Annotated in this window: 11 protein-coding genes; 3 read left to right on the top strand and 8 right to left on the bottom strand. The window is 44.2% G+C overall.

Annotation, left to right across the window (positions count from 1 at the left end):
* Nucleotides 1-53 precede the first annotated feature (53 nt).
* The 8 genes from E2626_RS13385 to E2626_RS13350 all read right to left on the bottom strand — a co-directional run bounded on the left by E2626_RS13385 (nt 54) and on the right by E2626_RS13350 (nt 8730).
* Complete coding sequence (locus tag E2626_RS13385; protein ID WP_134382284.1) at nt 54-1022, bottom strand: sugar phosphate isomerase/epimerase family protein; 969 nt, start codon at nt 1020-1022, stop codon at nt 54-56.
* Nucleotides 1023-1048: 26 nt separating this feature from the next.
* Nucleotides 1049-2086 (bottom strand): Gfo/Idh/MocA family protein, encoded by a 1038-nt coding sequence (locus E2626_RS13380; protein WP_134382283.1) that lies wholly within the window; start codon nt 2084-2086, stop codon nt 1049-1051.
* A gap of 9 nt (nt 2087-2095) precedes the next feature.
* Entirely contained in the window at nt 2096-3118 is a 1023-nt protein-coding gene (locus tag E2626_RS13375; protein WP_134382282.1) for a Gfo/Idh/MocA family protein, read from the bottom strand.
* Between the two features lie 3 nt (nt 3119-3121).
* Entirely contained in the window at nt 3122-3850 is a 729-nt protein-coding gene (locus E2626_RS13370) for a ThuA domain-containing protein (RefSeq protein ID WP_134382281.1), read from the bottom strand.
* A 180-nt stretch (nt 3851-4030) separates the two neighbouring features.
* Nucleotides 4031-4852, bottom strand: a complete 822-nt coding sequence (locus E2626_RS13365; RefSeq protein ID WP_134382280.1) for a carbohydrate ABC transporter permease — start codon at nt 4850-4852, stop codon at nt 4031-4033.
* A 12-nt stretch (nt 4853-4864) separates the two neighbouring features.
* Complete coding sequence (locus E2626_RS13360) at nt 4865-6142, bottom strand: carbohydrate ABC transporter permease (RefSeq protein ID WP_134382350.1); 1278 nt, start codon at nt 6140-6142, stop codon at nt 4865-4867.
* Between the two features lie 257 nt (nt 6143-6399).
* On the bottom strand, nt 6400-7722 hold the full coding sequence (locus tag E2626_RS13355; RefSeq protein WP_134382279.1) for an ABC transporter substrate-binding protein: 1323 nt from the start codon (nt 7720-7722) through the stop codon (nt 6400-6402).
* Nucleotides 7723-7743: 21 nt separating this feature from the next.
* On the bottom strand, nt 7744-8730 hold the full coding sequence (locus tag E2626_RS13350) for a LacI family DNA-binding transcriptional regulator (RefSeq protein WP_134382278.1): 987 nt from the start codon (nt 8728-8730) through the stop codon (nt 7744-7746).
* A gap of 419 nt (nt 8731-9149) precedes the next feature.
* Here E2626_RS13350 and E2626_RS13345 point away from each other — a divergent pair, with 419 nt between their 5' ends.
* The 3 genes from E2626_RS13345 to E2626_RS13335 all read left to right on the top strand — a co-directional run bounded on the left by E2626_RS13345 (nt 9150) and on the right by E2626_RS13335 (nt 12578).
* Nucleotides 9150-9893 (top strand): Cof-type HAD-IIB family hydrolase, encoded by a 744-nt coding sequence (locus tag E2626_RS13345; protein WP_134382277.1) that lies wholly within the window; start codon nt 9150-9152, stop codon nt 9891-9893.
* Between the two features lie 102 nt (nt 9894-9995).
* Nucleotides 9996-10823: an aldo/keto reductase gene (locus E2626_RS13340; RefSeq protein WP_134382276.1), complete on the top strand. Its 828-nt coding sequence runs from the start codon at nt 9996-9998 to the stop codon at nt 10821-10823.
* A gap of 549 nt (nt 10824-11372) precedes the next feature.
* The gene (locus tag E2626_RS13335) at nt 11373-12578 is read left to right on the top strand and encodes a YflT domain-containing protein (protein WP_134382275.1); all 1206 of its coding nucleotides are present in this window, start codon (nt 11373-11375) and stop codon (nt 12576-12578) included.
* Nucleotides 12579-12782 lie beyond the last annotated feature (204 nt).

Raw genomic sequence — 12782 nt, 5'->3', positions numbered from 1 at the left:
CTTAATCGCTTCAGTCCACCGCATACGCCCCTAAATGCTCGCCTCCGCTTTTCTTATAGCCACCACATATCTGCTGGCTGGTCTTTGATATTCACTGACTTCAGTGTCTGAACTGCGCGCTGGAAGCCTTCTTCGATGCTCATGATTGGGTCTTCATGTTCGATGCTGACGACGTGGTCGTAGCCGTATGTGCGCAGTGCGCTGATGATGCGGCCCCATTCGTCTGCAGGGTGTCCCATACCAACTGAGCGGAAGCTCCATCCGCGTGTCTGGATTTTGTCGTATGTCTGCATGTCAGTCAGTCCGTACATGTTGACGTTGTCCTGATCGATATACGTATCTTTCGCATGGAAGTGGTGAATCGCATTTTCTTTTCCAAGAATTTTGATTGCACCTACAGGATCAATTCCCTGCCACCACAAGTGACTTGGATCAAGGTTTGCGCCGATGTATTCGTTCGTCGCTTCACGCAGCTTCAGCATTGTATAAGGCGTGTGAACGGAGAATCCACCGTGCAGCTCCAGACCGATTTTTACGTCTGCTTCTTTTGCGATTTCAGCAATTTCTTTCCAGTAAGGAATCAGTTTTTCTTCCCACTGCCATTTGAAGATATCGCCGTATTCATTTGGCCATGGTGATACAGGCCAGTTTGGGTGTTTAGCTTCTGCATCAGCACCAGGTGTTCCTGAGAATGTATTTACAACAGGAACGCCGCATAGCTTTGCAAGCTTAATTGTTTTGCGCAGTGCTTCATCGCTTTCTTTTGCGAAGGCTTCATCAGGGCTGACAGGGTTGCCGTGACAGCTGAATGCACTGATTGTCAGGCCGCGTGATGTAACTTTTTCAAGATATTCTTTACGTTTGCCTTCATCTTCAAGCAGCTCATCGATTGGGCAGTGGTCATTGCCCGGATATCCGCCTGTGCCGATTTCGACTGCATCAAGACCTGAATCTTTTACGTAATCAAGCATTTCTTCAAAGGGTTTCTGTGCAAATAATACTGCAAATACGCCTAATTTCATAAGATTACCTCCATTACTTTATAAGATTAAAACCTTACTGCCTTACCAGTCTCACTGCTTTCGTATATTGCTTCAATGACTTTGGAAACGATCATCGCTTCTTCAGGTTTTACAACCGGCTGCTGGTTACCGCGGCAACTTTCAAGGAAGTTGATTGCCTGGGGAAGTCCCGGGTTCTCATCGTCAGAAATCCAGTAGGCTTCCTGGTCAAGCAGCATGCCGTATTTAGCCTGATAAAGTTTTAATGGATAAACATCCAGCCCGCCATTTGTCCCGGATACTGTAACGGTTTCCTGATCATCCGCCAGGTTCGCTGCCCACGATGTTTCAAACAGCAGTGTGGCACCGTCCTTAAATTTAATATAAGCAGTAGCATGATCATCGACTTCAAATGTCGTCGGATCGAATTTACCCCACTGATTGACAACATCGTCCTGTCGGCTCAATTCATTGTAAGTCGCGCCTGATACTTCAGCAATCTCAGGGAAGTCCATCAGGTGAAGTGCAAGGTCAAGGAAGTGACAGCCAAAGTCAATCAGACTGCCGCCGCCCTGGAGATCTTTATTTGTAAATACGCCCCAGCCGGGAACTTTTCGGCGTCTGATGGCCTGTGCACGTGACACGAGCGGACGACCAATTTCCCCTGCATTGATAAATCGTTTCGCAGCAACAGCCTCTTTCGTGTGGCGGTAGTGATAGGCGATCATCAGTATTTTATCTGCCTGTTCAGACGCCTCGATCATCGCCTTGCACTCAGCTGTTGTCATCGCCATTGGCTTCTCACATAATACGTGTTTGCCGGCTTCGAGTGCAGCAATCGCAATTTCTGCGTGAAATTTGTTCGGTGTGCAGATTGTGACTGCATCGACTTTATCAAAAATCTTGTGGTAGTCATCTGTGTGATAAGGAATCTGATAGTCTCTCGCAACAGTTTTGGCGCGTTCGCCGTTCACATCGCACACAGCTGTCACGTCAACATCGTTTCCTAACGCAAGAAAGGAGGGGAGGTGCCGCGATACCGCGATGCCTCCGACTCCAATAATGCCAACTCTTAATTTATCCATAACAATCACCTACAACTTTACAATCTGTTTGGATTTGTTAGACTCAAGTGCTCCTAAAATGACTTTAAGAGAACGTTTTCCTTCTTCTCCATCAATTAAAGGCTGTGTTCCTGCTAAAATTGAATCGACGAAATGATCGATGACACCCGTAGAAACCTGACCGCCTTCGTCATTTGACTGGATTTTTCCGAGTGAAAGCTCTTCTTTTGTTCCGTCAGATTTGTTGAAAACGACTGAGTATTCAGGATCGTCTTCAAGGCGGAGTACACCCTTTTCTGCATAAATCACAGTTGAGTTATCTTCAGCTTCGTAAGACCAGCTTGCTGCCAGTGTACCAATAATACCGCTTTCAGTTTTCAGCACCAGTACAGCGTTGTCGTCGACGTCTGTGTTTTCTTTCGCGCTGGTTTCGACCATTGCCGCCACTTCTGTCATTTCTTCACCTAATATGTAGCGGACAAGATCCGTTTTGTGTACACCAAGGTCTCCCATGGCACCGATAAATGCCTGATCCTTATTAAAGAACCAGCTGTCTTTGCCATCAGCACTCCAGCCTTCAGGACCAGGATGTCCAAAAGCAGTACGGAAGCTGTATACTTTGCCGAGCTTACCTGCAGCAATCCACTCCTGTGCTTTCTGATGTGAAGCAACAAAGCGCTGATTGTGACCGATCATCAGAAGTTTACCGGCTTTTTCAGCAGCAGCGATCATGTCATCTGCTTCCTGTTCGCTGGTTGCCATTGGCTTTTCACAAAGTACATGTTTGCCAGCTTCAAGCGCAGCAATTGATACAGGCGCGTGAAGGTAGTTGGGTGTGCAGACACTGACTGCATCAAGGTCCAGTTTTACAAGATCATTATAGTCGGTAAACGTTTGCGCTGCACCGAATTTTTTTGCCATTTCTTTTGCGCGTTCTTCGTTGATATCACAGATCGCTACAAGTTCTACGTTATCATTAGCTGCGTATTCAGCAAGGTGCCGGTGCTTTGCAATACTTCCCGCACCAACAACGCCAATTTTTAATTTCGCCATAGATTAGTCCTCCTTATATCCTTCAAGCTTTTCAATCGGCTTTGCATTTCCGTAAACAGGGTAGTCACGCTTAGTTGGAGCTGCCCACTTTACGCCATTTGCAATGACCTGCTGAATTTGTTTGTTGTGGTATGTCGGATGCGTTTCATGACCTGGGCGGAAGTAGAAGATCTTACCGTTTCCGCGTTTGAAAGTCGCACCGCTTCTGAATACTTCTCCACCCTGGAACCAGCTTAGGAAAATCAGCTCGTCCGGTGCGGGAATATCAAAATGTTCACCGTACATTTCTTCTTCATCAAGCTCGATATACTCACCAATTCCGTCAGCAATCGGGTGACTCGGATCTACTACCCAAAGGCGCTCGCGCTCATTTGCTTCACGCCATTTTAAATCACAGCCCGTACCCATCAGCTTTTTGAAGATTTTAGAGAAATGAGCAGAGTGTAGGACAATCAGGCCCATGCCTTCCCATACACGCTTCTGTACTTTTTCAACAATCGCATCATCTACTTCTTCATGCGCAAGATGACCCCACCATAAAAGAACATCAGTGTTATTTAATACATCTTCAGTTAAACCATGTTCAGGCTCATCCAATGTAGCCGTTTTCACATCATAGCCATGCTCAGCAAGTGCAGCTGCAATGACACTGTGAATGCCGTCAGGATAAATTTCCTTGACTGCATCATGCTTCTTCTCATGTCTAAACTCATTCCAAACCGTAACGTTCATAGCTCGAAACACTCCTTCATTTATTAATGTAAGCGTTCTTAAAATAGGATAGGTTGTATATGCAACCGCTTCCTATACTTTAACAGATTTATTAACTGATAAGTAAAGATTTGCACTGTTTCATCTAACTTGAATCAAAAAGAGGGCCGGGGACCTCATATGGACCCGGCACACTCATGATTATTCCTTCACTGAACCTGAAGTCAGTCCGGCAACAATTCTTCTTTGGAAAATCAATACCAGTATAACAATAGGAATGGTTACAATAACAGTCGCAGCTGAAATGTCTCCCCATGGAATCGTAAACTGACTCTGGTAGAATGAAATTCCAACAGGAACTGTACGCCATTCATCTGACGTATTGATTGTTAATGCAAATAAATATTCATTCCACGCTGCGATGAACACCAGGATCCCTGTTGTAAATACACCAGGTGCTGCAAGCGGAAAAATAATTTTTCTGAACGTCTGGAAAGGTGATGCACCATCCAGTTTTGCTGATTCCTCAAGCTCCCACGGAATCTTCTGGAAGAATGTTGCGAGAATCCAGATTGCGAGAGGGAGGGAGACCGTAATGTACGGAATCACAAGACCCATATAGCTGTTACGAAGGCCAACAGCTGTAACAAAGTTATAAATTGGCGAAATGATCGCAATTTGCGGGAACATAGATGCAGCTAAAATGATCCCTAAGATGACACCTTTAAATCTGATCGGCAGACGCGTCAAAGCGTAAGCCGCAATCGAAGCAAATCCGATTGCAATGAGTGTTGTTAATGTTGATACAACGAAACTGTTCCACATATATCTGAAAAGCGGTCTGTTCGTTACAGCATTTTCATAGGACGCTAGAGAAGGGTCTGCTGTGAACCAGTTGAAGTTGTTAAAAATTTCGCCCGGCGGTTTGATCGACGTGAGGAAAACCCAGATGAAAGGGAACATCACGAAAAATACAAACACGACCAGAAAGATATAGAAGCCTATTCCTGCACGCTTGTTCATCTTGATTCCTCCTTATCGATTCGTTTTGCCGGCGAATAAATCCGACCCGATAAATTTGATAAATAGTGTTGAAATAATCGCTACTGAGATAAATACGATCACTGACAGTACAGAACCTGCTCCGAAATTGGATTGCGAGAACAGCGTAATGTAAGCATAGATTGAGATTGATTCAGTTGCATTCGCCGGTCCACCGCCTGTTAGTACGAAGATCAGGTCGAATACACGGAATGCATCAAGTGTACGGAACAATAATGCTACCAGAATAGAAGACTTTAATAGTGGAAGCGTAATTTGCCAGAATTGCTGCCACTTCCCTGCACCATCTACTTCAGCTGCTTCATATAGCGATCCTGAAATAGTCTGAAGACCTGCAAGTAATAGAAGGGCCATATACGGCGTTGTTTTCCATACGTCTGCAAAAATAACTGAGAACATACCACCTGCACCTGTAGAAAGGAGTACAGAAGCATCATCAATTAATCCGAATTGTTCAAAGTAATGAGCCACGATTCCTGTCTGGCCATCATACAGAAAGCCCCACATCATTGCGGCTACTGCTGTCGGGATCGCCCACGGAATCAGTACAGATGCCCGGACAATTCCTCGTCCGATAAATGCACGGTTGATTAGAAGTGCGATCATTAAACCGAGTACAAGCTCAACGAATACTGAAACGAGTGTGAAAATCATTGTATTACTAAGTGATTGCCACATGCGCCCATCTGTCAGGTAACGCTGATAGTTACTTAACCCGATAAAGTTTGATTCAATGACCGCAGTATTTACTGAATCCAGTGAACCTGCAACATTTCCTGCTGTAGTAGAGAACTCTTCATTTTCAGACTCATTGGAAATGGTCAGAAGCTGTTCGTTTGCATCATCCAAAAATGCTTTAAAATCTTCTGCCCAGTCATTTTCAACTGAAGCATATTTTAAGTCACGATCTGAAATTGCAGTAAAAGAAGCAATCATACCTTCCACTTCTTCGTACTGTTCAGCTAAACCGTCCATTTCCAGTAGTTCAGCGTGATACGCTTCAAATTCCTGGCTGATTTCAGCTGCTACTGCAGCATCATCCGGATCCGGAGACTGACCTTCGAGTGCTTCAAGATCGCGTGAGAGGTAGAAGTAGTCATTTGCATAGCGCTCAAGGTCCATATTTGAACTGAGGAAACGCTCTGACCTTGATGGGTCATTCAGACGATAGTCAAATAGACTGTTATAAAATGATTGCGCAACCGGCCAAAGTGTAACGAGTATAACAAGGATCAGAGCTGGCGCGACCATTGCATAGCCAAGCTGCTTTTCATTCAATTGAAACTTCAACGGTTTCACCTACTTTTTGATAGAATGGTGGTTTTTAATCAAGAGAAGGGGAGGTGAAAAACACCCCCCCTTCGTCCTGTTGTCATGTTGTACTTTACATTTGCTCCAGACGCTGGTTCCTCGGGTCATAATCCTGGCTGTGAAAATGGGGAAGTGCCCCCATTTCTCACACCCGTCTTATGCCTGTCGAAGCTGACCAAGCGCCTTACGCCTTTAATTTATTCTGCCATTGCTGCTTCCATTTCTTCCTGCATGTTTGCAGCTGCTTCTTCAGCTGTAATTTCTCCTGCAAGTGCTTGTGAAAGCTGAACCTGCATGATGTCAGAAATACGTGGATAGATCGGTGTTACCGGTCTTGGTACAGCGTTCTGAAGTGTTTCAACAAACTGCTCGTTAGCAAATAGTGCTGCAGCATCCTGAACTTCAGGCTCATCGTAAAGTGCTTCAATTGTCGGTGCACGTCCGCCTTCAACTGCACTGATTGTCTGTCCTTCAACGCCAGTCATAAACTTAACGAATTCCCATGCAGCTTCCTGGTTTTCTGAGTAACGGTTAATCATTGTCATCCATCCGCCAAGTGTCGCTGCGCTTCCTGCTTCTCCTTCAGGAAGTGTTGCGAATCCTACGTTACCTGCAACTTCAGATGCTTCTTCGTCATTTGAAGTTGACTGCATGTAAGGCCAGTTACGTGCAAATACTGCTTGTCCGCCAACCCATGCGTTATTTGTTTCAGTTTCCTGGAAGCTTAAGATGTTGCTTGGTACGAAATCAGAGTTAACGATATCGATCATTGTCTGAATCCCTGCAATTGTTTCCGGGCTGTTTACAACGACTTCGTTGTTTTCGTCAACAACCTGTCCACCATGAGAAGCGATGAATTCAATTGTATTTGTTACCATTCCTTCATACTGATTTGCCTGCATCAGGTAACCAAATTCAGTTCCTGCTTCACCCTGAAGTTCACCAGCCATTGTCATTAGCTCATCCCACGTTGTAGGTGGCTCTTCAACGATGTCTGTACGGTAGTAAAGAAGACCGGCATCAGTAAATTTCGGCATTGCATACTGACGGCCGTTGAAGTTACCTGACTGAACAGTACCAGGGAAGTAGTCATCCATATTGATTCCGTCTTCTTCAATGAAACGATCCAGCTCAAGTGCGTATTGACCCTGTGCAAATTCAGCCGGCCAGATTACGTCTGCATCAAATACATCAATTGAAGCATCCTGCGAACTGAACATGGTTACGTACTGGTCATGAGAAGCGCCTGTATCTGCAGGCATTTCGCGGTATTCAACTGTGATATTCGGATTTTGAGCTTCGAACTCGTCGATCAGAATGTCTGTTGCACCTGTTACGTCAACACCGGCAGCATAAGTAATCGTTACCTGCTCCTGCTCTTCAGAAGCACCGTCATCTCCGCCACCATCCGTGTCATTGTTTCCAGTGTCTGTTGATTCATCATCTCCGCTACATGCTGCAAGAAGTAAGCTCATTGTCAATACAGTAGCACCAGCTACTTTTTTGTTCCAAAGTTTCATAAAGTAAAGCCCCCTTATTTTTTATGTTGATTGTCTTTCAATTAATTCCAAAGGAAGAAGAATGTCTTCTGCCTTGTTTTCACGTTTTTTTTCAATGATCTCAAGCATCACTTCCATCGCTTTTTCTCCAATGTTTGAAGTGAATTGATTGATCGTTGTGAATTGAGGATCCATGAGCGTTGCAATTGGCTGATCGTCAAACCCTACAACCGCAAGATCTTCCGGAACTCTCCAGCCGTTAAGCTGTGCTTCTTTTATCATCCCTGCAGCAACTTCATCACTTCCTGTGAAAAAGGCGGTAGGGGGATTGTCCATTGTGGCAATGTGTCTGAAAATCTCTCTTCCATTCTCAACAGTAAAGACGTCTTTAAACATCCATTCAGGGTTAGGTTCAATCCCGGCTTCTGTAATCGCTTTCAAATAACCTTTACGGCGGTTGACAGAAACGCTGCTGTCATTCCCCTGGCAGTAACCGATTTTCCTGTGTCCCTTGTCGAGTAAGTGCTTAGTACCAATATATCCGCCTTCAACCTGATCGAGACGGACTCTCGTGACTGTTGCATTAGGATCGTATTCATTACAATAAATGACAGTTCCGTACTTTGTATAAGGGGCAATTGCTTCCCACTTGTTTTCAGCAGCTGCCAGTATAATGCCGTCGACCTGTTTGGACTGCAGAAGCTGAAAGTAATCCAGTTCTTTTTCAGGACTGATTCTTGTATTACACAAGATCAGCTGATACCCATGTTTGGCTGCTTTTTGTTCCATTGCATCGACCAGCTGGCTGAAAAACGGATTCACGATTCTCGAGATCAACACAGCAACTTTTTTTGTTTTTATGTTGCGCAGCCTCTGAGCGGAAGAGTTTGGGACGTAGCCCAGTTCTACCATCGCTTTCTGTACAGCCTGCTTTTTGTCCTCACTGACATACGGATGATTGTTAATCACTCTTGATACGGTAGCCTGTGACAACCCAGCTTTTAATGCCACGTCTTTAATGGTGTACACGCGCTGACCCTCCTATAGGAACACCTCCATTTGTGAAGTCATATGAAATCGTTTTCACATCTAAACTATATAACATTATGAAATCGTTTTCAATACCTAATAAAAAAATTCTTAATATTTTTTTAATTCAGACAAATAAGGTCAATTGAAATGGTTTTCATTGTATTAAATAGGTGTTAATGCTCGTAAATGAGGATCTCATATGTATTCCTTCTTAAAAACCCAGGAGGATAGAAGGGCTAACACTATGAAAACATGAAAGCGTCATCTTGTCTATACATCTTTTAAAGTATTATGTATGTCATAGTATTTTGAAGAGCGAAACTTTTTTCGGAAGCGATGATTCACAAAGGGTCCGGGTCGATTTTGACCAGTGAAACGGCTATAATTGTAGACAGAAGATTTGGAAGGGGATACACATGAAAAAAGATATACAGCTCATCGCTTTAGATATGGACGGCACACTTCTCAGAAATGATCACAGTGTATCTGAAGAAAATAGAGCGGCGATTAAAATGGCGCAGGAACAAGGCAAAGCAGTTATGGTCAGCACAGGACGTCCACTTTTGTACGCTCAGGATATTGTTGACTCGTTAAGACTCTCCACCTACCTGATTACCGTAAATGGAGGAGAGATCTGGAATCCGGAGCGCGAGTTAATTGAACGGACAATGATTGATTCTTCTCACGTTGAATTCATGCTTGAAATGGCGCTGAAGCATGATACGCATTTCTGGTCATCTACAGTAGAAGGTGTGTGGAATAAAAATACCACCTTTCCAACAAACATTCACGACTATCAATGGCTGAAATTTGGATTTGACATTGAAGACGATGAAGTACGGGAATCAATCTGGCATGAACTTTCAAAACGTCAAGAACTTGAAGTGACAAACTCAAGCACGACAAACATAGAAGTAAACGCAGCAGGAATTAATAAAGCTGCCGCGATCCGTAAGGTCTGTCAGCGTCTGAACATTGAAATGGATCAGGTGATGGCAGTAGGAGACAGTCTGAACGACCTGGCCATGATTAAAGAATCCGGTATTGGTGTTGCAATGGCTAATGCACAGCTGAGAGTGAAAGAAGCGGCTGACTGGGTCACTCACTCTAATGAAGAAAACGGTGTTGCGGAAGCGATCAGACGATTTGTACTGAAGTAATGTTTAATATATTTCGTAAACGGAAATAACATAGAATGTGACTTTGAAAAGAGACATGTATATACTTGATTTGGATTTTCATATTCGAAAGGAGTTTTTAACATGGATATCGTTACATTGAATAATGGATTAAAAATGCCTCAAATCGGCCTGGGTGTATGGCAGGTTGAAGACCATCAGACTGGTGTCGATTCTGTTAAAAAGGCAATCGAAACAGGTTATCGTTCAATCGATACTGCGATGATTTATAAGAATGAAGAAGCTGTAGGACAGGGAATCCGAGAATCAGGCGTACCCCGTGAAGAGCTTTTCATTACAACAAAAGTCTGGAATGCAGACCAGGGCTATGACAGCACAATTCAGGCGCTTGAAACAAGCCTTGAAAAACTCGGACTTGATTACGTAGACCTTTATCTGATCCACTGGCCAATGCCTGAAAAAGATAAATATGTAGAAACATATAAAGCGCTTGAAAAGCTGTATGAAGATGGCAAAGTAAAAGCAATTGGCGTATGTAATTTTGAAATCGAACATCTTCAGCGACTGATGGATGAGTGCACGGTAAAACCTGTATTGAATCAGGTAGAGTGCCACCCTTACCATGCGCAGCTTGAATTAAAGGAATTCTGTGCGAAGAATGACATTTTCCTTGAAGCATGGAGCCCGCTCATGCAGGGTGGAGAAGTGCTTGAAGATGATATTATCCGCAACATTGCTGAAAAGTATGGCAAGGAACCGGCACAGGTCGTGATCCGCTGGCACCTTCAGTCAGGCAGCATTGTAATTCCAAAATCAGTTACACCATCACGCATCGAATCTAACTTCGACGTGTTTGATTTCGCACTGACTGCGGACGAATTCAAGAGCATCAACGACCTCGACCGCGGTGCGCGTAAAGGTCCTCATCCGAATGAAATGAATAAAGAATAATTGACTGTTAGACCCGGGAGCTTAATTGGTTCCGGGTTTTTTTGTATTAACGGTTCGCTGTGCTTCGGATGGATGCTTTCCTGGATGAGCCGTTTTGTGGCTCCGTCAGACCTCCTCGCCTTCGACTGTGGGGTCTCTCCCCTTCCAACTAATCGTCCCGGATTCACCGCCCTTCGCTCCGCTACATTGAAATTTCTATTAAAATATCATCATAAATTTAGCTATATTTAGTTAATGTATTTGCCTCCAATATAATTATATTTAAGAAAAAGTTTGTAGGGTAGAATTATAACAATATACTAAAAAGACGTGATCCTAGTAGTGAAGTTGTTATTAACGGTTCGTTCGAGGTGAACGTAACGCAGGGCGGTGACAGAAGTGGAAAAGGTTCACCTGAAACATAGTGAACCATTTATAACAAATATTACAAATAGTAGGTAAATATCAGTATTTACCATTACGAAGAGCTTCAAGTTGTTTTAATTATTCAAAGACAGGGTATTTCCAAACTATGCTGAAAAACTAGAGCGACCCTAAGGAGGAAATACCATGTCAAAAAACTTTGTTGAAACATTTCATTCTGAGCAGGACGTTTTAAAGAAGATCGAAGACTTGAAACTGCAAGGATATAAAGAAAACGATATGTACGTTGTAGCCCGTGATAAAGATGAACTCTCACTTGTCAGAGGCCGCACGGATGCCGATATCGAAGCAGTAGAAGGAAACTGGTGGGACAAGTTTAAAGCTTTCGTAGCCGGTGATTCTTCAGTACGTGAAGCATTTGACCGGATGGGAATGGACAAACAGGATGCAGAACGTTACTACGATGAAGTAAGAAATGGCGCATTTTTATTATATGCGGATAATGCTTACGCAGATGATAATGATGATTATGTCAGCCCGGCAGCCGGTGGACTTGATCCGGATTCGCAGGCAGATCATAAGGTGAGCGGAACAAACTTTACTAATGAACAAAAAAATACTCATACATCAGCTGCAGAGGGTGCCGGAAGACCACTTGCAGAACAGACGGATCATAATACAGCGGGCGTGGACCATGACAGAGCGCTTGGTGATCGTGACCGCTATGTAGACCCAAACATTGATAATCCGGAGCCGACTCAGCCGGTCAATGATAGCAGGGAAGACCTGATCCGTGCTGAAGAACAGAGAACATCAAGTCATTCAAATCATAAAGATGCTGCAGCAGCAGACGTTCATGATGAGGAGCCAGGTGAATACCGCGCGCCGGATGATCGTGGTAAAATCTTTGAACCGTCAGAACATGACAAGCAGCAATATGGTGGCGGTCAGGGTGAGGAAGAGTTCTCTCCTGACGCAGTTGATGCCGGAACACCTCGTGGGCAGGTAAGACCTGATCAGCCGAACTACCAGGGCGACCCTTCAGGAAAACATCGTCAGGAAGAAGTAGAACCGCCAGAGTCAAAAGGTGGAGCTGACCATAATCGACGCGTTGTTGACGGTCAGGAATCTGTATGGGTGGACCGCAGTCAGTCGAACAGCGATAAGCATGTTGAAGCTGAAGCAGACAGTAAGGGACGCCTGCGTGGCCAGGAAGATGTATCTGAGCAGAATCCGAACAATCATGCACATCAGAAGCATGAAGATGAGGGAAGTACATCACGTGATCGTGACCGTACAAAACCATCTCATGACGCAACGCTCGATAAAGAAGAGCGCGAACGCCGTCTGCTGATGGAAGAGAACCACTTTAGAAATAAAGATCGTTTATAATACCGCGTAAAGGAGACCCGGAGCGAGCAGAGATGCTTGTTTCCGGGTTTTTTTGTGTGGGAGACTGGTGAGAGTAGGGTGAATTACATAATTTCATGAAAGACAGCTGAAATCTTCTGAACCATAAGGGTAATTTCATGAACACCCAAGATGATTTCATGAAACTTATGAGTAATCTCCTGAACACCGCACATCATTTCATGA

Source organism: Jeotgalibacillus salarius (assembly GCF_004405125.1).
GTDB lineage: Bacteria > Bacillota > Bacilli > Bacillales > Jeotgalibacillaceae > Jeotgalibacillus > Jeotgalibacillus salarius.
This window is presented reverse-complemented; position numbering and strand designations above follow the sequence as displayed.

What these genes read in the sequence shown, in the direction of transcription:
- E2626_RS13385 (WP_134382284.1), bottom strand. Translation starts at nt 1,022, where the DNA reads ATGAAATTAGGCGTATTTGCAGTATTATTTGCACAGAAACCCTTTGAA.
- E2626_RS13380 (WP_134382283.1), bottom strand. Translation starts at nt 2,086, where the DNA reads ATGGATAAATTAAGAGTTGGCATTATTGGAGTCGGAGGCATCGCGGTA.
- E2626_RS13375 (WP_134382282.1), bottom strand. Translation starts at nt 3,118, where the DNA reads ATGGCGAAATTAAAAATTGGCGTTGTTGGTGCGGGAAGTATTGCAAAG.
- E2626_RS13370 (WP_134382281.1), bottom strand. Translation starts at nt 3,850, where the DNA reads ATGAACGTTACGGTTTGGAATGAGTTTAGACATGAGAAGAAGCATGAT.
- E2626_RS13365 (WP_134382280.1), bottom strand. Translation starts at nt 4,852, where the DNA reads ATGAACAAGCGTGCAGGAATAGGCTTCTATATCTTTCTGGTCGTGTTT.
- E2626_RS13360 (WP_134382350.1), bottom strand. Translation starts at nt 6,142, where the DNA reads ATGGTCGCGCCAGCTCTGATCCTTGTTATACTCGTTACACTTTGGCCG.
- E2626_RS13355 (WP_134382279.1), bottom strand. Translation starts at nt 7,722, where the DNA reads ATGAAACTTTGGAACAAAAAAGTAGCTGGTGCTACTGTATTGACAATG.
- E2626_RS13345 (WP_134382277.1), top strand. Translation starts at nt 9,150, where the DNA reads ATGAAAAAAGATATACAGCTCATCGCTTTAGATATGGACGGCACACTT.
- E2626_RS13340 (WP_134382276.1), top strand. Translation starts at nt 9,996, where the DNA reads ATGGATATCGTTACATTGAATAATGGATTAAAAATGCCTCAAATCGGC.
- E2626_RS13335 (WP_134382275.1), top strand. Translation starts at nt 11,373, where the DNA reads ATGTCAAAAAACTTTGTTGAAACATTTCATTCTGAGCAGGACGTTTTA.